This is a genomic window from Agrobacterium sp. ST15.13.015, from assembly GCF_027871645.1.
In the GTDB taxonomy this organism is placed as follows: domain Bacteria; phylum Pseudomonadota; class Alphaproteobacteria; order Rhizobiales; family Rhizobiaceae; genus Agrobacterium; species Agrobacterium leguminum.
In genome coordinates this window covers 237831-257281 of the sequence record NZ_JAQAHF010000007.1, presented here as the reverse complement: position 1 = coordinate 257281, position 19451 = coordinate 237831, and the positions used below count along the sequence as shown (strand labels likewise).

General features: G+C 58.9%; 19 protein-coding genes and 1 riboswitch. Of the genes, 11 read left to right on the top strand and 8 right to left on the bottom strand.

Going from position 1 to position 19451, the window contains the following annotated elements; all coding sequences use genetic code 11:
* The first annotated feature begins 51 nt into the window (after positions 1-51).
* The gene (locus PIB16_RS13570) at positions 52-834 is read left to right on the top strand and encodes a hypothetical protein (protein ID WP_271045754.1); all 783 of its coding nucleotides are present in this window, start codon (positions 52-54) and stop codon (positions 832-834) included.
* 359 nt (positions 835-1193) lie between these two features.
* Here PIB16_RS13570 and PIB16_RS13565 read toward each other — a convergent pair whose 3' ends face one another.
* The 3 genes from PIB16_RS13565 to PIB16_RS13555 all read right to left on the bottom strand — a co-directional run bounded on the left by PIB16_RS13565 (position 1194) and on the right by PIB16_RS13555 (position 3434).
* The gene (locus PIB16_RS13565; protein ID WP_271045753.1) at positions 1194-1370 is read right to left on the bottom strand and encodes a hypothetical protein; all 177 of its coding nucleotides are present in this window, start codon (positions 1368-1370) and stop codon (positions 1194-1196) included.
* Between the two features lie 472 nt (positions 1371-1842).
* Positions 1843-2022, bottom strand: coding sequence for a hypothetical protein (locus PIB16_RS13560; RefSeq protein ID WP_271045752.1), 180 nt, complete (start codon positions 2020-2022; stop codon positions 1843-1845).
* Between the two features lie 86 nt (positions 2023-2108).
* A complete protein-coding gene (locus tag PIB16_RS13555; RefSeq protein WP_271045751.1) occupies positions 2109-3434 on the bottom strand; it encodes a DUF6538 domain-containing protein in 1326 nt (441 codons plus the stop codon).
* Positions 3435-3747: 313 nt separating this feature from the next.
* Positions 3748-3850: riboswitch (TPP riboswitch) on the top strand.
* 124 nt (positions 3851-3974) lie between these two features.
* Here PIB16_RS13555 and PIB16_RS13550 point away from each other — a divergent pair.
* Genes PIB16_RS13550 through thiD form a run of 5 tightly spaced genes read left to right on the top strand, consistent with a single transcriptional unit; the run spans position 3975 to position 7887 of the window.
* Positions 3975-4760 carry an ABC transporter permease gene (locus PIB16_RS13550; RefSeq protein ID WP_065655614.1) on the top strand — a complete coding sequence of 262 codons (786 nt, stop codon included), beginning with the start codon at positions 3975-3977 and terminating at the stop codon, positions 4758-4760.
* Positions 4757-5707 carry an ABC transporter substrate-binding protein gene (locus PIB16_RS13545; RefSeq protein WP_174045163.1) on the top strand — a complete coding sequence of 317 codons (951 nt, stop codon included), beginning with the start codon at positions 4757-4759 and terminating at the stop codon, positions 5705-5707. Before PIB16_RS13550 ends, PIB16_RS13545 begins: the two co-directional genes overlap by 4 nt.
* Complete coding sequence (locus PIB16_RS13540; protein WP_271045750.1) at positions 5704-6444, top strand: hydroxyethylthiazole kinase; 741 nt, start codon at positions 5704-5706, stop codon at positions 6442-6444. Before PIB16_RS13545 ends, PIB16_RS13540 begins: the two co-directional genes overlap by 4 nt.
* The gene (thiE, locus tag PIB16_RS13535; RefSeq protein ID WP_174000142.1) at positions 6431-7093 is read left to right on the top strand and encodes a thiamine phosphate synthase; all 663 of its coding nucleotides are present in this window, start codon (positions 6431-6433) and stop codon (positions 7091-7093) included. Before PIB16_RS13540 ends, thiE begins: the two co-directional genes overlap by 14 nt.
* A complete protein-coding gene (thiD, locus tag PIB16_RS13530; RefSeq protein ID WP_271045749.1) occupies positions 7090-7887 on the top strand; it encodes a bifunctional hydroxymethylpyrimidine kinase/phosphomethylpyrimidine kinase in 798 nt (265 codons plus the stop codon). The genes thiE and thiD overlap by 4 nt, the downstream gene beginning before the upstream one ends.
* Before the next feature lie 217 nt (positions 7888-8104).
* On the opposite strand, the gene PIB16_RS13525 is transcribed toward thiD, so the two are convergent.
* Positions 8105-8563, bottom strand: a complete 459-nt coding sequence (locus PIB16_RS13525) for an Lrp/AsnC family transcriptional regulator (RefSeq protein WP_003500727.1) — start codon at positions 8561-8563, stop codon at positions 8105-8107.
* 127 nt (positions 8564-8690) lie between these two features.
* Between PIB16_RS13525 and alr the strand changes: the two genes are divergently transcribed.
* On the top strand, positions 8691-9857 hold the full coding sequence (alr, locus tag PIB16_RS13520; protein WP_271045748.1) for an alanine racemase: 1167 nt from the start codon (positions 8691-8693) through the stop codon (positions 9855-9857).
* A 7-nt stretch (positions 9858-9864) separates the two neighbouring features.
* The gene (locus PIB16_RS13515) at positions 9865-11121 is read left to right on the top strand and encodes a D-amino acid dehydrogenase (protein ID WP_271045747.1); all 1257 of its coding nucleotides are present in this window, start codon (positions 9865-9867) and stop codon (positions 11119-11121) included.
* Positions 11122-11169: 48 nt separating this feature from the next.
* Here the strand turns inward: PIB16_RS13515 and PIB16_RS13510 are convergent, their stop codons facing one another.
* Positions 11170-11880, bottom strand: a complete 711-nt coding sequence (locus PIB16_RS13510; protein ID WP_003519916.1) for a GntR family transcriptional regulator — start codon at positions 11878-11880, stop codon at positions 11170-11172.
* A 179-nt stretch (positions 11881-12059) separates the two neighbouring features.
* On the opposite strand from PIB16_RS13510, the gene PIB16_RS13505 reads away from it, so the two are divergent.
* Complete coding sequence (locus PIB16_RS13505) at positions 12060-12536, top strand: BA14K family protein (protein WP_174045175.1); 477 nt, start codon at positions 12060-12062, stop codon at positions 12534-12536.
* A gap of 86 nt (positions 12537-12622) precedes the next feature.
* Here the strand turns inward: PIB16_RS13505 and PIB16_RS13500 are convergent, their stop codons facing one another.
* Both PIB16_RS13500 and PIB16_RS13495 read right to left on the bottom strand, forming a co-directional pair.
* Positions 12623-13987, bottom strand: a complete 1365-nt coding sequence (locus tag PIB16_RS13500) for a sigma-54-dependent transcriptional regulator (RefSeq protein ID WP_271045746.1) — start codon at positions 13985-13987, stop codon at positions 12623-12625.
* Position 13988: 1 nt separating this feature from the next.
* Positions 13989-15830 carry a sensor histidine kinase gene (locus PIB16_RS13495; RefSeq protein WP_271045745.1) on the bottom strand — a complete coding sequence of 614 codons (1842 nt, stop codon included), beginning with the start codon at positions 15828-15830 and terminating at the stop codon, positions 13989-13991.
* Between the two features lie 236 nt (positions 15831-16066).
* On the opposite strand from PIB16_RS13495, the gene PIB16_RS13490 reads away from it, so the two are divergent.
* Positions 16067-17413 carry a dicarboxylate/amino acid:cation symporter gene (locus PIB16_RS13490; protein WP_003519920.1) on the top strand — a complete coding sequence of 449 codons (1347 nt, stop codon included), beginning with the start codon at positions 16067-16069 and terminating at the stop codon, positions 17411-17413.
* A gap of 183 nt (positions 17414-17596) precedes the next feature.
* A complete protein-coding gene (locus tag PIB16_RS13485; RefSeq protein WP_127755823.1) occupies positions 17597-18034 on the top strand; it encodes an EamA family transporter in 438 nt (145 codons plus the stop codon).
* A gap of 39 nt (positions 18035-18073) precedes the next feature.
* On the opposite strand, the gene PIB16_RS13480 is transcribed toward PIB16_RS13485, so the two are convergent.
* Complete coding sequence (locus PIB16_RS13480; RefSeq protein ID WP_271045744.1) at positions 18074-19426, bottom strand: aspartate aminotransferase family protein; 1353 nt, start codon at positions 19424-19426, stop codon at positions 18074-18076.
* Positions 19427-19451 lie beyond the last annotated feature (25 nt).

Genomic DNA, 19451 nt, shown 5'->3' with positions numbered 1-19451 from the left:
AGACATTCGCCCGTGTGAGCCTCTGCGTTTAAATCGACTGGTGGATCGCCAATGCTTGCGAAACTCTCTGGCATTTCGTTTCTCGCGGTTGTCGCCTCAACGATAGCCGCCAATTCTGCATGCCTGAAAGAAACAGATATTCATCGCCATAATGCGGATTTGAAATCCCATTCAGAGAATGTCGGGCGAAAGGATGGCAGCGTCGTTTCCATCTACCGACAAAAAGGCAGCGCACGCTTTGTCGAGGTCATTCGTCAAAACCGCTGTATTGTCACTGTCAAAGTCCTGAGCGCTGACGAGTTGGATCGAAAATATGATCTCATGGCTTCGCTCTGGGATGAGCGCGCCATTGCTCAAGAAGAAGCTCTCGACAATGAAGGAATGAATGAAGGCGACGATACTGAAATCGCCTCGAATTCCGATCTGTCCTTCCTGTCGATGGATCGATTTCCTGTATCCGGCATCTATGCGGGTCCAGTAAGGCTTCCGGATTTCAAAGGGCGGGACCGCGACTTCGCGATCTTTCGCACTCGGATTACCAACGGCATGAAGGCGGGAGTCAATTTCTCCGGTCAGTACGCGATTACGCAAATTGGCTGCGGGTCGAGTTGTTCTATAGCCTTCGTAGGCGATCTCAAAACAGGTCAGCAGTTTCCCTTTCCGTATGGCGGTGATGAAGCTGGACCCATGACGCTAAAACACAGTGCGGACAGTCTGCTTCTGATCGTAACGAGGCGCGATGGCGATCAGTGCGTTCTTGAGTCAATGATCTTCAATGGCAGAACCTGGGAATCGTTGGCGAAGCATAGCCGCTCTGCTTTCGAGATTGCGTAGGCGATTTGTAGCTTTCCTGCCTCTGCGATTATCTCGTCGCCGTTATGGCGGTTTATAAACTCGTCTATTGAGCCAGCATGGTCAATCGCCCGATGTATTTCAGCCATTGCCAAAAAACGCGCATTAATTGCTTCGTTGTTTTTCGTATATCTATTGACCAAGCATCGAAAAATTGGCTCCACGCCTTCTTTCATCGTGCCAAAGTCAAAATGAAAGCGTGAGTTGGTCTGTATCTGTTTCATGAGCGCCTCACCAACAGGCAGACCGAACTCGTGGCTTGCACCAGCACCAACTACGAACACAGTATTATCGCGAAACATTCTCAGCCAAACCCAATACCTAACTTTACCCAAGACGAACTAAATCATGCGTTGAGTTTTCCTTGCAATGCTATTTTTGCGCGGAAAGTCGCGATTTTCGAGATATGCCCATAATACTGCCAAGTCAGTCAGGGCGATGACCGACGCAAGCACTACGGAAAGTACGCCACGGGTGGATACTTTTAGTCCGAGAAACTTGATGGTGATCTTGGGCATTGGGCGCACTTTTCCATTTAAAAAAATGAGGCGCTGCTTGCTGCTTCGCATAGTGGGAGGCGGGCGAAATTCGTCAATGATATTGTTGCAACATGATCTTATCCACAGGCGCTAATATTACGCGTTGCAGAGGCGGTCACCTCCTGCGCGCCGCGATTCCCATAGCCAAGAGCGCAAGAATGAAAATGAGAATTACAGCAACGAGACCAGACGCACTGGCTTCGAAGAACAGGAATTTGACTGACAGTTGCTGATCCATGGGCGCACCTCTTCATTTAAAAAACAAAATGAAGGTGCTGCTTGCTGCTTCGCAGTGTGGCGAGGAATGGTTGTTAGGTCAACATACCGCGTGTAGTAGACACACTTTCTAGTCGCTAGACACCGATTTCGGCATTTTCATTCAAATTTGTTTACTGTTCGTTCTATTTCAGCCAGCTTGTCCATATCGCGTTTGGTCAACTTCAGTAGCCTTTCAGTAATCGATGATCAGGTTCAATTCGTCTTGAACCCGTTTTTTCGCCTTGGCGTGTGAAATTGCCGCGTCGATGAAGCCTTTTTCTTTGGCGATACGAATTAGCCAATCACAGTGATCGAAGAATTCGTTTCGAAGTTTCTCGCTCTTAACGAGCTTTTCAAATGTAAATTTCTGCAATTTTCATATTCCATAAGAGGAATATGCCGGTATTCATAATATAATTTCATTTCACGTCTCAGCATATTGAGTTGATATTCATGTTTTTAGATTGGTAGATTTGCGTATTGAAGAGCTTTTTCTAGTGCCTCCTTTTTGTTCTCAATGTCGTATCCATCGCCGTAGTGCATCGAATGAGATTTGGTGTTGGTGTGCCCGAGAATTGAATCCTTGAGGGTGTCATTCGCCCCGCTCCTGCGAAGCCAATCAGCCATGTTGTGGCGGAAGCTGCCGAAGCCCTTACCCTTTCCCGGCGTGATCTTCCTGAAATAGTCGGACATCGCACAGTTGACCTGAGTTGGTCCTTCATTCGTATGGAAAATGGTAAAGCCGTTCGGGAACTCACGCATGGCGGCGAGGGCGTCACCAACCAACGGAACATCTCTATGGCGTGCCCCTCCCCGCTTGACCTTGCCGCGAAGTTCATTGGGGCGAATGGAAATGTATGGATCAGACGCATCCAGATGGATATCGGCGGGGGTTAGAAGCGCGAGTTCCTTCGCGTTCGCACCTGTGCACATCCCAATGCGGATAAGAGCTTTGATTTCAGGTCGTGCCCCTGATGTCTTCAAGCCTTCCGTAACTGCTGCTATCTCCGCAGCGGTGAGCGGCGCTCGTTTGCCATCGTCTTCGTAGCCAGAAATTCTGATGCCCGCGAAAGGATTTTCCATCCCTTCGTATTCCTCATCAAAGACGGTCTCTAAGATCACGCCGAGCCAGCTAATCTTCTTATTAGCTTCGTTGCTTAGAAACTCGCCGCTATCGATCTTTTCCTTCAGAATTTTGCGGTACTTTTTCACATCGTTCTTGGTGATCTTCAACACGTCAGTGTCACCCATCGCCGCGATGTAATCTTCGGTCTTAACTTCGTAGCGCCGCCAGAAACGTTTGGTCTGAAGCTCGTTCTTGCCCTTCACCTTCTCCGAAGAGAGAGCTTTGAATTTTTCGAATGCCTCTGCCCAAGAAAGCGGCGGCGTCTCCAGTGCGCCGACTAAAGCAGCGGTCTGCACAACATTTGGCGTCGGCATGACAGCGCGGACATCAACGATTTCATTGATACGCTCTATCAACTGATCGACGGTTTGCTCGGAAACCGCCGTATAGGGCTCATACTTTGCAGTCAGCTTTTCAGCGACTGCTTTGACACGCTTGTACTCAATATGAGCTTCATCGGGCAGACGATCCTCATCGAAGAGCGGCAGGATTTCAGCAACGTGAGCCGCCACCCGCTTCTTCGCCGTCGCTAAATCTCTGGTCCTCAAGGGGCGACGAATTTGTCGTTTCGTCGTGGACGATAGCAATCGCGTTGGGACGTTGACGCAGAAATAATAATAACCGTTCTGCCGTTTATGAATGTAATTTTGCGTAATCATGGGACTAACACCTCATCAATGTAATTGGAATAAACCTCCTTCGATTGCGACGATCATATCGGAAACTGAGAATATTCGTCAACTATAAATTTCCTAAAACTGAATATTTTACTTTTAATTCGTTTTGAAAACAAGTCGGATATTGAAATATATTTTGAAAACAACTTAGATTTCGACTGATATTTTGTTTTTGATTTAATCCCTACGGTAGACTTATTAGCAATTTCATTAGCAATTTTTCCAATGGACGGCTTGGATAAGAACATTTGAAGAAGAACATTTGACATGAGTTTTGAATTCTCCTAAGAAATCAATCTCTTCCGAGGGGTGTGCTGCGGCACTGAGACGGCATTGCGCCGAACCCTTATCTACCTGATCCGGGTCATGCCGGCGTAGGAACGGAACTGCCGCGCCAGGAGGCGCTGCCCTTTCTCTTCTCCGCTTTGCCTGATCTCCGAGATTGTCATATCTGGAGACGAATGATGATGCTGAACTCTTCCGCCCTTCGCACACGGTGCGTCTGCGTCTGAGGTCCGGCTCATGCGTGCCACCCATGCGCTGAACGGTGTCGGTCTTCTGCTGGTTTTCTGGCAGGCGGGAACGTGGCTGTTTTCACCGCCCCGCTACATCCTGCCATCGCCCGCCGATGTTGCCGGCGCTTTCTGGCGCCAGCCGGGCTTCCTGTTCGGGCAGGCGCTGATAACGCTCGGTGAAATGGCGCTCGGGCTTGCGGCGGGCATCACCGCCGGTATTCTCGTCGCTTTCACGATTGCCGCCATCCCTCGCCTCGGCCGCCTCGTATGGCCCATGGTTCTGGTGTTGCAGGCCTTTCCGGTCTTCGTGCTCGCCCCCATCCTCGTCCTCTGGTTCGGTTTCGGCATGGCTTCGAAAGTGGTCATGACGGCGATCATCATCTTCTTCCCCGTTGCCTCCGCTTTCACTGACGGGCTCAACCGCACCGATCGTGCCATCCTCGACGCCGCCTCGCTGACTGAGGCGAGCCACTGGCAGATCCTCACCCGGTTGCGCGTGCCGCTGGCGTTGCCATCGTTGATTTCGGGCTTGAGGGTGGCCGCGCCGCTTGCCCCGCTCGGCGCCGTCATCGGCGAATGGGTGGGCGCATCGGCGGGGCTTGGGTTCGTGATGATCCAGTCCAATGCCCGCATGCAGACCGACACCATGTTCGCCGCCATGGCCATTCTCGCCATCATGGCGGTGCTGCTGCGGCTCATTGTCGACCGGGCGACCGCCAATCTGGCCCCCTGGGCCAAGGAAACAGAACACACCATTCCTTTCAGATCTTTACGGAGACTTTCGGCACCATGAAACGAACTCTTCTTTCCCTCGTCGTCGCGGCGACAAGCGTGCTTTCACCCATGCAATCGCATGCGGCAGACAAGCTGACCGTGTTGCTCGAATGGTTCGTGAACCCCGATCATGCGCCGATGGTGATCGCCAGGGAACGCGGCCTGTTTGCCGATGCGGGGCTAGAGGTGGAACTGGTTCCGCCCGCAGACCCCTCCGCCGTGCCGCGTCTCGTCTCGGCCAAACAGGCCGATATAGGCGTGCACTACCAGCCGAACCTCTATCTCGATCACGATGCCGGCCTGCCGCTCGTGCGTTTCGGCACGCTGGTCGAAACCCCGCTCAACACCGTCACCGTTCTGGCCGATGGGCCTATCAAGAGCCTGAAGGACCTGAAGGGCAAGAAGGTCGGCTTCTCCGTTTCCGGCTTCGAGGATGCCATGCTGAAGCGCATGCTGGAAAAGGACGGCCTGACGAAGGACGATGTCGAACTCATCAACGTCAACTTCTCGCTCTCGCCGTCGCTGATCGCCGGCAAGGTGGATGCGACGCTTGGCGGCTTCCGCAATTTCGAGCTGACGCAGATGAAGCTCGAGGGACATGAAGGCCGCTCCTTCTTCCCGGAGGAACACGGCGTGCCGGCCTATGACGAGCTGATCTTCGTCACCCACCGCGATCTCGCAAAAGACAACCGCCTGCCGCGTTTCCTCTCCGCCGTGGAACAGGCCGCGATCTTCATTACCAACCATCCGCAGGAATCCTGGCAGCTTTTCATCAAAGCCTATCCGAACCTTGACGATGCGCTGAACAAGCAGGCCTTCTTCGACACGCTGCCGCGTTTCGCCAAACGCCCGGCCGCGCTCGACCGCGCGCGCTATGCCCGTTTCGGCGCTTTCATGCAGGAAATGCAACTGATCAAGCAGGCGCCGGCGGCAGACGACATCGCCGTGGAGCTGCAGCAGCCATGACCACGACTTTTCCGACAGCGGCAAAGGCCGCCGAGATTCTGGAGCGCGTGCGGCAGACGCGCCCGCGCGTGCATTGCCTGATGAACACGGTGGTGCAGAAATTCACCGCAGACGGCATCACCGTGGTCGGCGGCATCCCCTCCATGACCACCTCGCTCGAGGAAATCGAGAGCTTCGTCACCAAGGCGGATGCGCTGACCGTCAATCTCGGCACACTGGATGCCGAGCGGCGCAAGGTTATCCGGCTGGCGATCGAAATAGCCAATGCATCCGGCAAGCCGTGGATCGTCGACCCCGTACATTGCGACTATTCGCCGTCGCGTCTGGAATTCGCGCGCGAACTGATTGCACTTTCCCCCACCATCGTACGCGGCAATCGCGCCGAAATGAACCTGATCGGCGATGTGCCTGGCGTGGTGAGGATTGAGACCGGGCCGGTAGATCATCTGCGCGATGCCGCCCGCAGCGTCAGGATCGTCAACGGTCATCCGTGGATGGCGAAGGTGACGGGAACGGGGTGCCTTTCGGGCGGCGTCATCGCCGCCTTCATGGCTGTCGAAAAAGACGCGTTGACGGCGGCGGCCTCCGCCCTTGCCGTCACCGGCGTTTCCGCCGAACTTGCGGCCAAGCACGCCAGAGGCCCCGGCAGCTTCGAACCGGCATTTTTGGATGCGCTTTCCGAAATTTCCGGTGAAGACATCACAAATCACGCAAGGATAGAGCATGAACAAGGTTGATTACCGCCTCAACGCGCTGGTCGATGCGAGCCTTGGCGATGTCGCGCCGCTGCCGGAGCTTGCTCTCGCCGCTGCGCTGAATGGCGCGACCATTCTGCAATATCGCGACAAGCACGGCTCGACGCGCGAGATGATCGAAAACGCCCGCGCCATTCACGAGGCTGTCGCCGGCACAGGCGTGCCGCTTGTCATCAACGACCGGGTGGATGTAGCCCTCGCCTCGGGCGCGGACGGAGTGCATCTCGGCGCCGACGATATGGACGCCAAAACCGCAAGGCGCATTCTCGGCGAAAAGGCGATCATCGGCCTCACCGTCAAGAACCGCCCCGATGCCGAACGGGCAGCTTCCATGCCCGCCGACTATGCCTGTATTGGCGGCGTCTTTGAGACCGTTTCCAAGATCAATCCGGACAAGCCGGTCGGTATCGACGGTTTTACCACGCTGCGCGCCCTGCTGAAGGAGTGGAAACCGGATATGCCGGTCGGCGCTATCGCCGGCATCGATCTTGCCCGTGTGCCACCCGTCATTGCCGCCGGCGCGGATGGTGTCGCGGTCATTTCCGCCATTTTCCGCGCGGGCGATATTGCCAGTGCGACCAAGGACTTCCGCTCCAAGATTGACGCGGCGCTGAAAGCGAGACAGCCATGACAGCCATTGCATTGACCATTGCCGGCTCCGACAGCGGCGGCGGCGCGGGCATTCAGGCGGATATCAAGACCTTCTCCGCGCTCGGCGCCTACGCCGCCAGCGTCATCACCGCCATCACCGCCCAGAACACCAAAGGCGTAACGGCGGTTGAGGATATTTCGGTCGCCACCATTATCGCGCAAATGGATGCGGTATTCTCCGATCTCGCCGTCAATGCGGTGAAGATCGGCATGGTCTCGCGGATCGAAACCATCGCCGCCATCGCGGAACGGCTCCGGCGGCAATCGCAGCCGGTGGTGCTGGACCCGGTCATGGTAGCGACCTCGGGTGACAGGCTGCTGCATGAAGACGCCATCGAGACATTGCGGCGCGACTTGCTGCCGCTCGCGACCATCGTTACGCCGAACCTGCCGGAAGCGGCGCTGCTGACCGGGTCTTCGATGGCGAAAACGGAGACGGAGATCGCCCGCCAGGCCGAGGCGATCCTGAAGGCGGGCGCAAAAGCCGTGCTCATCAAGGGCGGCCATGGTGATGGGCCGGAGAGCACGGATTATCTGTTTGCGGATGGCGCCATGCAGGCGCTTTCCGCGGCACGGGTGGAGACGAAGAACGACCACGGCACCGGCTGCACGCTGGCGGCGGCGATTACGGCTCATCTTGCACAGGGTCGTGAGTTGCGGGAGGCGTTGGGGCTTGCGAAGGATTATCTGAATGGGGCGCTCGATGCCGGGCGGGGTCTTGCTGTCGGGCATGGGCGGGGGCCGGTGCATCATTTTTATCGGTGGTGGGGTTAGCGATGAGAGGGCGGAGTGTGGGCTTACCCCCCTCTGTCCTGCCGGACATCTCCCCCTCAAGGGGGGAGATCGACAAGTGGCTTGCCCACCGCATTGAGTAAGCCACTGTATCGATAGCAAGGCAGTTGCGAGGGAACGAGCGGGCGCTCCATCCGATCTCCCCCCTTGAGGGGGAGATGTCCGGCAGGACAGAGGGGGGTGGCCGCGAGCTCCGACGCTACCGCGCCTTCGGCGTCGCCAACACATTCCGGATCGCAAAACTCGAATGAATGCGCGAAACCCCAGGCAACTTCGACAGAATTTCCTTGTGAATCCGCTCGAAATCCCCAGCACTTTCCGCCTCGCAGCGCAGGAAATAATCCGAACCGCCCGTCATCAGATAACATTCGCGGATTTCCGGATAGCGCCGCACCGCATTTTCGAAACGGTTGAGAAAATCCTCCGTCTGGCGGTCGAGCGTGATCTGGACGATAACCGAAATCACCTCGCCACCGGCAAGGCCGCTGGTCAGCGCCGTATATCCCCGGATAATCCCTTCCCGCTCGAGAATATCGACGCGGCGAAGGCAGGCGGATGCGGAAAGCCCGACTTCTGCTGCGAGTTTCGCATTGCTGATGCGGGCATTGAGCCGAAGCAGGCGGATGATGTGGCGGTCGGTCGCATCGAGTGACGACATAGAAGATTCCAATCAGCAAAAGAAAATTGCGCCATCGCGAATTCTATCGCATTTTCTTCGAACAATCGCCAAGAAATTCGACAATCGTTGCAATACCTTCATGGGATAAAAATGAGGGTGAACGACCATGGACATGCAGATCAGCCGCCAGCAGGCCGCCGGTGGTGCAAGCGGTCATCTGACCATCGATCTCGGCGCATTGCGCGACAATTATCTGACCCTTGCGGCCATGGCGCCTGCGTCGCAGACGGCAGCGGTGGTCAAGGCCGATGCATATGGTCTCGGCGCGGATATCGTCTCGCAGGTCCTGTTCGAGGCGGGTTGCCGCAATTTCTTCGTCGCCCATATCGATGAAGCGTTGGCGTTGCGACTGCGGCTTTCGGCAGAAGCGCGGATTTTTGTTCTCAACGGTCTTCAGCCCGGCAACGAGACTTCCTGCGCCGCCATGGCCATCACTCCGGTTCTGAATTCGCTGGAGCAGATCGCCCAATGGTCGGCCCACGCCAGGAAGCTTGGCAAGACGCTCACCGCCGCGGTGCAGATCGATACCGGCATGTGCCGTCTCGGCCTCTCTCCCGAAGAACTTGAAATCCTAGCCTCCCGGCCGCAATTGCTGAATGGTATCGACATCACCTTCGTCATGAGCCACCTCGCCTGCGCCGACGAACCGGACCATGCCTCCAATGCCGCGCAGCTTGCGGTGATGCGCAAAGCCGCCATTGCCTTTCCCGCAGCGCCCGTCTGCTTTTCGAATTCCGGCGGCATCTTTCTGGGCAATGATTACCACAACCACCTGCTGCGCCCCGGCATCGCGCTTTATGGCGGCGCGCCCTCCGTTGCACGCCCCAACCCGATGAAGCCGGTCGTTCGCCTCGATCTGGCCGTCATCCAGACCCGCACCGTTCCCGCCGGTTCGCTGGTCGGTTACGGCGGCTCCTTCGAAGCGGCCGGGCCGACGCGTCTGGCAACCATCGCCGCCGGTTACGCTGACGGCCTGCCGCGTTCGCTCAGCAATCGCGGCGCGGCGTGGTATAACGGCGTGCGCCTGCCGATTGCGGGACGCGTTTCCATGGACAGCATCATTCTCGACATCTCCGCCCTGCCCGAGGGAACATTGACCCAGGGCAGCCTTGTGCAGATGATCGGTCCGGACCAGACGCTGGAAGACATTGCCGAGGATGCGGGCACGATCGCCTATGAAATCCTGACCGGCCTCGGACGCCGCTATCGACGCCTTTATATTCAGCCGGGAGAAACCCCGGCAGCCGCTTCAACATCAGTCAATCACAAGTGAGACGATCATGAACGTCACTATCCTCGGAGCCGGCGTTGTCGGCGTGACATCCGCCTGGTATCTGGCCAAAGCCGGACACAAGGTGACGGTGATCGACCGCCAGCCGGCCGCAGCGCTCGAAACCAGCTTCGCCAATGCCGGCGAGGTTTCGCCCGGCTATTCCTCGCCCTGGGCTGCCCCCGGCATTCCGATGAAGGCGATGAAATGGCTGTTCATGAAACATGCGCCGCTGATCATTCGCCCGACGGCCGATCCGGCGGCCTGGCGCTGGATGAGCCAGATGCTGCGCAACTGCACCTCGGCGCGTTACGCCATCAACAAGAGCCGCATGGTGCGCGTTGCCGAATATAGCCGCGATTGTCTGATGGCGCTGCGCGAAGAGACCGGCATCGAATATGACCAGCGCATGCAGGGCACGCTGGAGGTGTTCCGCACCCAGAAGCAGTTCGACGCCATCGGCAAGGATGTCGACGTGCTGACGGCGGGCGGCGTGCCTTTCGAGATTCTCGACCGCGACGGCTGCGCCGCCATCGAACCCGGTCTTTCCCCTTCGAAGGAGAAGATCGTCGGCGGCCTGCGCCTGCCCGGCGACGAGACCGGCGATTGCTTCATGTTCACGACAGAACTTGCCCGCATGGCCGAAGCGGCGGGCGTTACCTTCCTTTACGATACCGGCATAATGCGCCCCATCGTCGAGGCAGGGCGCGTCAAGGCTGTGGAGACCACCCGCGGGCTGGTGGAGGCCGATATTTTCGTGGCGGCACTGGGCAGCTATTCGCCGCAGTTCGTGCGCCAGCTTGGCCTTACCCTGCCGGTTTACCCGGTCAAGGGTTACTCCATCACAGTTCCGATCGTAAATGAGGAGCGCGCGCCCGTTTCCACGGTCATGGACGAGACGTTCAAGGTGGCGATTACCCGCCTCGGCTCACGCATCCGCGCCGGCGGCATGGCGGAAATCGCCGGTTTCAGCAAGGATTTGCCAGCGGCCCGGCAGGAAACGCTGGCCCACTCGGTGGAAGACCTGTTCGGCGGCGCGGGCGACCAGACCCAGGCGAAATTCTGGTGCGGCCTGCGTCCGATGACGCCGGACGGCACGCCTGTCATCGGCGCCACCCGCTACAGCAATCTATATCTCAACACCGGCCACGGCACGCTTGGCTGGACCATGTCCTGCGGCTCCGCCCGGGTGCTTGCCGATCTCATCAGCGGCAATAAGCCGGAGATCGACACGCACGATCTGGCGATCAGCCGTTACGCCGCCTGACGCGCAATCAACCCGCCATTCCCGTCCCGCGACGGGGATGGCGGTCAATCAGAGCGCCAGCGCATCCTTCAGCGCCAGACCTTCCATCATGCGCAGATCAAGATCGGCCTCGATGTGGTCGAGATGCTGCAACATGAGCGCGCGGGCCTTTGCCGTATCCTTCGCCTCAAGCGCATCAAGGAGATCGGCGTGATCGTTGTGGCCGCAGCTTGAAACACCCGAGCGCCCGTAAAGCGCAATGACCAGCGACGAGCGGGCGACCAGCTCGTCCATGAATTTTTCAAGGATAGCGTTGCCGGCAAGCGAGGCCAGCATCAGGTGGAAATCGCCCGATGCCTTGATTTCCGCGCGTCTGGCGCTCGGGCCGCGCTCATGCTGGTGGCGGCTTTCCTGCACCAGATGCTCACGCAGCCGCTTCACCGCCGCAGGTGTGATTTTTTCGATTGCGGCATCCACGACGCCGGGTTCGATCAACCGTCGCGACGCGAACACCTGCCGCGCTTCATCCGGCGTTGGATTGGAGACGAAGGCGCCGCGGTTGCGCTCGGCCTTCACCAGCCCCTCATAGGCCAGCATCTGAAGTGCAGCGCGCACCACCGTGCGGCTGACATCGAACAGCGTTCCCACTTCCGATTCCGACAGTTTGGTTCCCGGCGCCAGCCGCCGGTCGACAATGGCGTCACGCAGCGTATCGCGAATGGCCTGGGCACGGTCTTCATGCGAGGTGTCGGAATTGACGGTTATCTGGGAAAGGCTCATCGGTGCGTCCTGTTTGTTCTTGAGTTCTAGCGCGAAGTGCGTCGCGCGCAAACAGGAATTGCGGGCCGCCGCCGGTCTGCCACAATTCATTCAGCGCCCGTTCAGCAGCCGGGCTGTATTTCCTTAACCATCGAATTTGCAACTGGCAGCGCCCTGCCACCTGTATGGAAGAACACACCATGTCGTCCTTTGCAGCTAAAACCGTTCTGGCCGTCGCCGTCGCCGCCGCCACCATTGTTCCCTTGAGCAGCGCATCCGCTGGCGACTGGGACCGCCGCGACCGTCGCGATGCCGCCATTCTCGGTGGCGTGCTCGGCCTTGCCGCCGGTGTCGCCGTGGGCTCCGCAATGTCGCGTCCGGCGCCAGCTTACGAAGAGCGCATCTATGTCGACGAGCCGAGCTATATCGATGAAGAGCCGGATTACCGTTATTATCGCGCAGCACCCCAGCCGGTTTACCGCCCGGCACCCGTCTATCGCGCCCAGCCGGTTTACGACAGCCGCCCGGTCTACAACCAGCGCCGCACCTATCGCACCATCGAGCCCTGGACCAACGCCTGGTACGATTATTGCTCGCAGCGTTACCGGAGCTTCAACACCCGCACCGGTACCTATACGGATTATGATGGCCAGCGCCATTTCTGCGTAGCAGGTTAATCGGAAAGACATTCAACACGGTTACCGTTATTGCCAGGCCGCGGACGGAAACGTCCGCGGCTTTTTCATGCTCGCTTTGCGCCATCTTACGCCGTGCCGCTTCTCACATAATCCGCCCGGTTGATGCCGTGGCGCTGCAGCTTGTCGTAAAAGGTCTTGCGGGCGATGCCGAGCGTGGCGATGGTTTCCGCCACGTCGCCATTCGATTGTTCCAGCGTTTCGCGGATGATGCGCGCCTCGATCTCATCCATGCGCTCCGGCAGCGTTCCGGAAGCGGGGATTGTGGATTGCAACGCAGGCGCCGTCGCCGGTTCCGCCTCCAGCCCCAGCACCACCCTTTCAGCGAAATGTCCGAGTTCGCGCACATTGCCCGGCCAGTCATGCTCATTGAGGCGGCGGGAAATGCCGGCGCTGATCTGCGGCACCGCCATGTTGAAACGGTTGGCCGCCTTGGTGGCGAAGTGGGAAAACAACAGCGGAATATCCGCCTTGCGTTCGCGCAGCGGCGGAATGGACAGCGTCACCACATTCAGCCGGTAATAGAGATCCTCACGAAACGTGCCGCGCTCGGACGGATCGCCGAGATCGACCTTGGCCGCCGCGACCACGCGAATATCGACGGGCCGCTCCTCATTCGACCCCAGCGGCGAGACCTCACGCATTTCCAGAACGCGTAGCATCTTTACCTGTACGGCAAGCGGCATGCTTTCGATTTCGTCCAGAAACAGGGTGCCGCCACTCGAATGTTCGATGCGGCCGACGCGCTTTTTCTGCGCGCCGGTGAAAGCCCCTGGCTCATGGCCGAAGAGCTCGCTTTCGATCACCGTTTCCGGCAGCGCCCCGCAATTCAGGGCCACGAAATTGCCCTTTGAGCGTTTCTTGCTCCAGCGGTGAAGGGCCGTCGCCACCACTTCCTTGCCGCTGCCGGTCTCGCCCGCCACCAGCACATCCACATCCGTATCGGCAATGTGCCTGAGCGTGGTGCGCAGGCGCTCCATGGCGGGCGTCTGGCCGATCAGCGGTAAATCATCCTCAGCCTGTCCCGCCGCCCGGCGAAGCGCCCGGTTTTCCAGCACGAGGCGGCGCTTTTCCAGCGCCCGGCGGGCGCTTTCCACCATGCGTTCAGCGGGAAACGGCTTGGCGATGAAATCATAAGCTCCATTGTGAAGCGCATCGACCGCCATCGGCACATCGCCATGGCCGGTGATGAGAATGACCGGCAGATCGGCATCGATCTTGCGAACATGGTCGAAAAATTCGAGCCCGGTCATGCCGGGCATACGTACATCGGTGATGACGACGCCGTCGAAATCCTCGTTCAGGGCCGCCAGCGCCTGCTCGGCACGGGAAAAGGAGGTGACCGGCAATCCATCGAGTTCCAGCGTCTGCACCATCGCCTTGCGCAGCTGGGAGTCGTCGTCCACCAGGAATATGGTTCCGTCCACCGTCATGTCATGCTCGCTTCAGAAATACGGAAAAACATGTGCCCGCCTTGCTGCTCGCCACCTCGATGCGCCCGCCATAATCCGAGGCAATATCGTTGGAGATAACGAGACCGAGGCCGAGGCCGCTTTCCTTTGAGGTGTTGAAGGGCGAAAAAAGCTGGGCGCGGATGGCTTCAGGAATGCCCGTGCCATTGTCGCTGACGGAAAGCACGACCATGTCGCCTTCCTCGCGCACACGAACTTCGACACGCGCCGCCCCAGTCTCTTCAGTGGCTTCCAGCGCGTTTTGCAGAAGGTTGATGAGAATTTGCTCGAGCCGGATACGGCTGCCGAGCACTTTCAGGTCCTGATCCGGCAGCACGATATCAAGCGCATCCATCTGCCCGGAGAAGCGGCTGCGCAACAGCATGACCGCACCTTCGATGACCAGTCGAACACTGACAGGCTCGGCGGCGGTGCGGCCCTTGCGCGCCAATATTTTCAGGTCGCCGGTAATGGTGCCGATACGCTCGGTCAGCGCCGCGATGTTTTCGAGATTTTCGTTGGCCTCGGACATGCGGTCGCGCTTCAGCAACGTGCGGGCATTGTCGGCAAAGGCGCGGATGGTCGCGACCGGCTGATTGATCTCATGCGCCACACCCGCCGCCACCTGCCCCAGAATGGAAAGGCGGTTGGCCTGCACCAGTTCGTGCTGCACATTGCGCAACTCGCCCGAGGTCTTTTCATGCAGGGCGATTTCGGCCTGCAGATGATCGCGGGTCTTCGTCAGGTCGCGGGTCCGCTCCTGCACCTTCATTTCCAGCTCGGCGCGGGCACGCTGCTCCTCTTCCTTTTCCTTGAGCGCCTTATGCCTGCGCCACAGCCACAGGGCCGAAAGCGCCATCAGCGGCATCAGCGTCGCCAGCGCCACCACCCTGCCCTCGCGGATGGCGGCATTCAGCGCCGGCGCGACCGGTTGGAGATAGTGCAGCGTCCATGAAGTGGTCGGCACCGGCACTTCCAGCCGCAGATAATCGCCGCGTTCCCTCCCCGGCTCATCGACATGAATGAGCGGAACATCCTCGCTCGCGCGCCGCGCCGCGCGAAACGGCAGCGTTGAAAGCGCCTCATTGCCGAATTGCAGGCTCTCGGAGATGATTTTCCGCCGCGCCTCATCGATCGGCGCAACGGTCTTGAAGCGCCATTCCGGCACGCTGGTCATCAGCACGACGCCGTTTCTGTCGACCACATAGACCGGCTTGCCGCCGATGTTCCAGTCTGTCTCCAGCCGGTTGAACTCGACCTTGGCAATGACGACGCCAAGCGGCCGCCCATCGGCGGCATCGATGCGGCGGGAGATATAAAGACCCGGCCGGCGGCTGACATTGCCGAGAGCATAATGTTCGGACATGCCGGTCTTCATCGCGGCCTGGAAATATTCGCGGAAAGCATAATTGGAGCCGACAAAGCTGTCATCCTGCCGCCAGTTGCTCGACGCAATGGTCAATCCGGTCGGCCCGGTCACATAAATCACCGAGGATTGTGTGCCTTCAATCAGCCCCTCCAGCTTGCGGTTCAACCGGTCGAGGGCAGGAGCACCGCCGCCATCCAGCGCGGCGGCAAGATCGGGATCTCCGGAGAGGACAAGCGGAATGGCGCGCGGCCGCTCCAGCGCGACATTCAGGAGCGCGATCTTCAGTTCGGCATCCGTGGCGGCCTCGGAACCGGCCATGCGCATCGCCTGATTGCGGGCGAACTCATCGGCCACCAGCAGAACGCCAAGACTGACGAGCAGCCACAGGCCCGCCAGCGCCAGCCATTGCGCCCGCCGCTTCGCATGGGAATAAGATGCCAGATCCTGATAAGTCATGCGGCAATTGTGCGGATTTACACACAGACCGCAAGAGATCTTGTCCGGAATTCCGCACAAATACATGTGGGCCGATGAAGCGCCAATAAAAACTACTTTTGAAATCAGCCAGTTACACCAAATAAGCAAGTCTGGCATGCGTATTGCACATGACTCCGCAATCGGCGCGAAGCCGTCAACGTCACGGCGATCCCGGGAGGCCAATAAAGGCAGGGTGAGGCCGAGGAGGAAAAAACATGATCGATACGACAGCCGTGGCCGCAGGCCACGCCAAGCAGCCATTCTACAAGCACCTGTATTTCCAGGTTCTGGTGGCCATCATCGCCGGTATCGCGCTCGGCCATTTCTATCCGGCCTTCGGCGAACAGCTGAAGCCGCTTGGCGACGGCTTCATCCGCCTCGTCAAGATGATCATCGCTCCCGTCATCTTCCTCACCGTCGCAACCGGCATCGCCGGCATGAACGACATGAAAAAGGTGGGTCGCGTGGCCGGTAAGGCCATGATCTACTTCCTCGTATTCTCCACGCTCGCGCTCATCGTTGGCCTCATCGTCGCCAACACCGTGCAGCCGGGCGCGGGCATGAATATCGATCCCGCCACGCTGGATGCAAAGGCAGTCGCGACCTACGCCGACAAGGCCCATGAGCAGACCATCACCGGCTTCCTGATGAACATCATCCCGACCACCATCGTCGGCGCTTTCGCCAGCGGTGACATTCTGCAGGTGCTGTTCTTCTCGGTTCTGTTCGGTATCGCGCTCGGCATCGTCGGCGAAAAGGGCAAGCCCGTCACCGATTTCATGCACGCCCTGATGTATCCGATCTTCAAACTGGTCGCGATCCTGATGAAGGCCGCCCCCATCGGCGCTTTCGGCGCCATGGCCTTCACCATCGGCAAATACGGCATCTCGTCCGTCACCAACCTCGCAATGCTGATCGGCACCTTCTACGTCACGTCCTTCCTGTTCGTGTTCGTGGTTCTCGGCGCGGTATGCCGTTACAACGGTTTCTCCATCGTCGCGCTCATCCGCTACATCAAGGAAGAGCTGCTGCTGGTTCTCGGCACCTCCTCTTCCGAAGCCGCCCTGCCGGGCCTGATGAGCAAGATGGAAAAGGCGGGCTGCAAGCGCTCCGTCGTCGGTCTCGTCATCCCCACCGGTTATTCCTTCAACCTTGACGGCACCAACATCTACATGACGCTGGCGGCCCTCTTCATCGCGCAGGCGACCGGCATTCACCTCTCCTTCGGCGAACAGATTCTGCTGCTGCTCGTTGCCATGCTCTCCTCCAAGGGTGCGGCCGGCATCACCGGCGCGGGCTTCATCACGCTCGCGGCAACCCTCTCCGTTGTGCCTTCGGTTCCCGTCGCCGGCATGGCGCTGATCCTCGGCATCGACCGTTTCATGTCGGAATGCCGCGCCCTCACCAACTTCGTCGGCAACGCAGTTGCCACCATCGTCGTCGCCCGCTGGGAAGGCGAACTGGATCAGGATCAGCTTGCCCGCGTGCTGAGCGGCCAGGAAGAGTTCACCGGAATCGCCGATGTGGATCAGCTTCCGGCTTCGGTGCAGCCCGCCGAATAATAAGACCTCCCAAGGTCCGGCCTGTCCCGGTTTCTCCGGGCAGGCACATATGGAAAGCCCGGCGCATCGACAGGATGCGCCGGGCTTTCTTTGTTCAGGCTCGCGCCCACTAAACGGGGTTTTTATCGGCCGGAAGATGCGGTAGAGCCGAAGCGGAACAAATGCGATAAGCGGAGTGGCGGCATGAAGAACCTGTTTCTGGCCTGGCAATTCTGGGCGCTGCTATCGGCAGCCTTTGCGGCGCTCACCGCCATCTTTGCGAAGGTCGGCGTCGAAAATATCAATTCCGATTTCGCCACTCTCATCCGCACCGTCGTCATTCTCGCCGCCGCCGGCCTGATGGTTTACATCACCGGCAACTGGCAGCAGCCTTCCACCATCTCGGGTAAAACCTGGCTGTTCCTCGTGCTTTCGGGACTGGCCACCGGCGCATCGTGGATATGTTATTTCCGGGCGCTGAAACTCGGAGACGCCGCCCGCGTCGCGCCCATAGACAAGCTGAGCGTCGTGTTTGTTGCCGTCTTTGCGGTGCTGTTTCTGGGCGAAAGGCTGTCTTTGCCCAACTGGCTCGGCGTGGTGCTGATCGCCTGCGGCGCGGTGCTTGTGGCCTATCGGGGATAGGCCAGCCGGATAAACCGGCCGGCACAATTGCTGAAGTCATCAGCCTCGGGCAGCCGCAACCTTGTCGAGACCACGCTTCACACCGGCAAACAGCTCGTCCAGCTGTTCGGCCGTAATGATGAGCGGCGGGCAGAAGCAGATGGACTCGCCGATAGGCCGCGTGATGACACCCTCCTCCTCGATGGCCGCGGCAAGGGCGAGCGTGGTATCGCCGGGCTTCATGCCCTCCCATGGCTTCACCTCCAGCGCGCCGATCAGGCCGATACCGCGCGAGGAATGAATAAGCGGGTGATCGGCGAGCGCCTTCAGATGATCGAGAAACTTGCCTTCCAGCCGGGCGACGTTACCGACCAGATCGCGCTCCTGAATGATCTTCAGGTTCTCCAGCCCCACAGCTGTTGCGACGGGATGGCCGGAGGCGGTGTAACCATGGCCGAAGGAGCCGATGCGGTCGGATTCGTCGGCAATCGGCTGGTAGAAATTGTCATTCATGATGATCGCCGAAAGCGGCATATAGGACGACGAAATCTGCTTGGAGACGACAAGCACATCCGGCTTGATGCCATAGGTCTCGCAGGCGAACATCTTGCCGGTTCGGCCGAAACCGCAGATCACCTCATCCACCACAAGCAGAATATCGTATTTCTTCAGGATCGCCTGAACGCCTTCCCAATAACCTTCGGGCGGCAAAAGAACGCCGCCGGCGCCCATTACCGGCTCGCCCCAGAAAGCGGCAATGGTTTCCGGGCCTTCGCGAAGAATCAAATCCTCCAGCTCTTTCAGGATACGCGCGGTGAAATCCGCCTCGCTTTCCCCTTCCTTTCCAAAATGCACATAGGAGGGGCAGGCCGTATGCAACATGCGGTCCAGCGGCAGGTCGAAGCTTTCATGGTTACGCGGCAGGCCGGTGATTGAGGCCGAGGCAATCGTCACGCCATGATACCCCTTGATGCGGCCGATGATCTTCTTCTTTTCTCGTCTGCCCAGAGCGTTCGAGCGATACCAGACCATCTTGGCGACCAGATCGTTGGCCTCGGAGCCGGAGGAGGTGAAATGCACCTTGGACATCGGCACCGGTGAAAGCTCGATCAGCAGCTCGGCGAGATCAACCGACGGACCGTGCGTCTTGTAGGAAAAGGTGTGGTAATAGGGCAGCTTCTGCATCTGCTTCGTCGCCGCGTCCACCAGCCGCTGTTCACCGAAGCCGAGCGCCACCGACCACAGCCCCGCCATCGCCTCGATATAGCGCTTGCCGCTGCTGTCGGTTACATAGATGCCTTCGCCGCTCTCGATCACCAGACCGCCGGTCTTTTCGAATTTGCGCAGATTGACGTTCGGATGCATCTGATAGGCGATATCGCGTGCCTCGACGGAATTCGGCAGGATGGTCATCGATGAAGGCTCCATTTTCGGTTGA

What these genes read in the sequence shown, in the direction of transcription:
- PIB16_RS13570 (WP_271045754.1), top strand. Translation starts at nt 52, where the DNA reads ATGCTTGCGAAACTCTCTGGCATTTCGTTTCTCGCGGTTGTCGCCTCA.
- PIB16_RS13565 (WP_271045753.1), bottom strand. Translation starts at nt 1,370, where the DNA reads ATGCCCAAGATCACCATCAAGTTTCTCGGACTAAAAGTATCCACCCGT.
- PIB16_RS13555 (WP_271045751.1), bottom strand. Translation starts at nt 3,434, where the DNA reads ATGATTACGCAAAATTACATTCATAAACGGCAGAACGGTTATTATTAT.
- PIB16_RS13550 (WP_065655614.1), top strand. Translation starts at nt 3,975, where the DNA reads ATGCGTGCCACCCATGCGCTGAACGGTGTCGGTCTTCTGCTGGTTTTC.
- PIB16_RS13545 (WP_174045163.1), top strand. Translation starts at nt 4,757, where the DNA reads ATGAAACGAACTCTTCTTTCCCTCGTCGTCGCGGCGACAAGCGTGCTT.
- PIB16_RS13540 (WP_271045750.1), top strand. Translation starts at nt 5,704, where the DNA reads ATGACCACGACTTTTCCGACAGCGGCAAAGGCCGCCGAGATTCTGGAG.
- thiE (WP_174000142.1), top strand. Translation starts at nt 6,431, where the DNA reads ATGAACAAGGTTGATTACCGCCTCAACGCGCTGGTCGATGCGAGCCTT.
- thiD (WP_271045749.1), top strand. Translation starts at nt 7,090, where the DNA reads ATGACAGCCATTGCATTGACCATTGCCGGCTCCGACAGCGGCGGCGGC.
- PIB16_RS13525 (WP_003500727.1), bottom strand. Translation starts at nt 8,563, where the DNA reads ATGTCGTCACTCGATGCGACCGACCGCCACATCATCCGCCTGCTTCGG.
- alr (WP_271045748.1), top strand. Translation starts at nt 8,691, where the DNA reads ATGGACATGCAGATCAGCCGCCAGCAGGCCGCCGGTGGTGCAAGCGGT.
- PIB16_RS13515 (WP_271045747.1), top strand. Translation starts at nt 9,865, where the DNA reads ATGAACGTCACTATCCTCGGAGCCGGCGTTGTCGGCGTGACATCCGCC.
- PIB16_RS13510 (WP_003519916.1), bottom strand. Translation starts at nt 11,880, where the DNA reads ATGAGCCTTTCCCAGATAACCGTCAATTCCGACACCTCGCATGAAGAC.
- PIB16_RS13505 (WP_174045175.1), top strand. Translation starts at nt 12,060, where the DNA reads ATGTCGTCCTTTGCAGCTAAAACCGTTCTGGCCGTCGCCGTCGCCGCC.
- PIB16_RS13500 (WP_271045746.1), bottom strand. Translation starts at nt 13,987, where the DNA reads ATGACGGTGGACGGAACCATATTCCTGGTGGACGACGACTCCCAGCTG.
- PIB16_RS13495 (WP_271045745.1), bottom strand. Translation starts at nt 15,830, where the DNA reads ATGACTTATCAGGATCTGGCATCTTATTCCCATGCGAAGCGGCGGGCG.
- PIB16_RS13490 (WP_003519920.1), top strand. Translation starts at nt 16,067, where the DNA reads ATGATCGATACGACAGCCGTGGCCGCAGGCCACGCCAAGCAGCCATTC.
- PIB16_RS13485 (WP_127755823.1), top strand. Translation starts at nt 17,597, where the DNA reads ATGAAGAACCTGTTTCTGGCCTGGCAATTCTGGGCGCTGCTATCGGCA.
- PIB16_RS13480 (WP_271045744.1), bottom strand. Translation starts at nt 19,426, where the DNA reads ATGACCATCCTGCCGAATTCCGTCGAGGCACGCGATATCGCCTATCAG.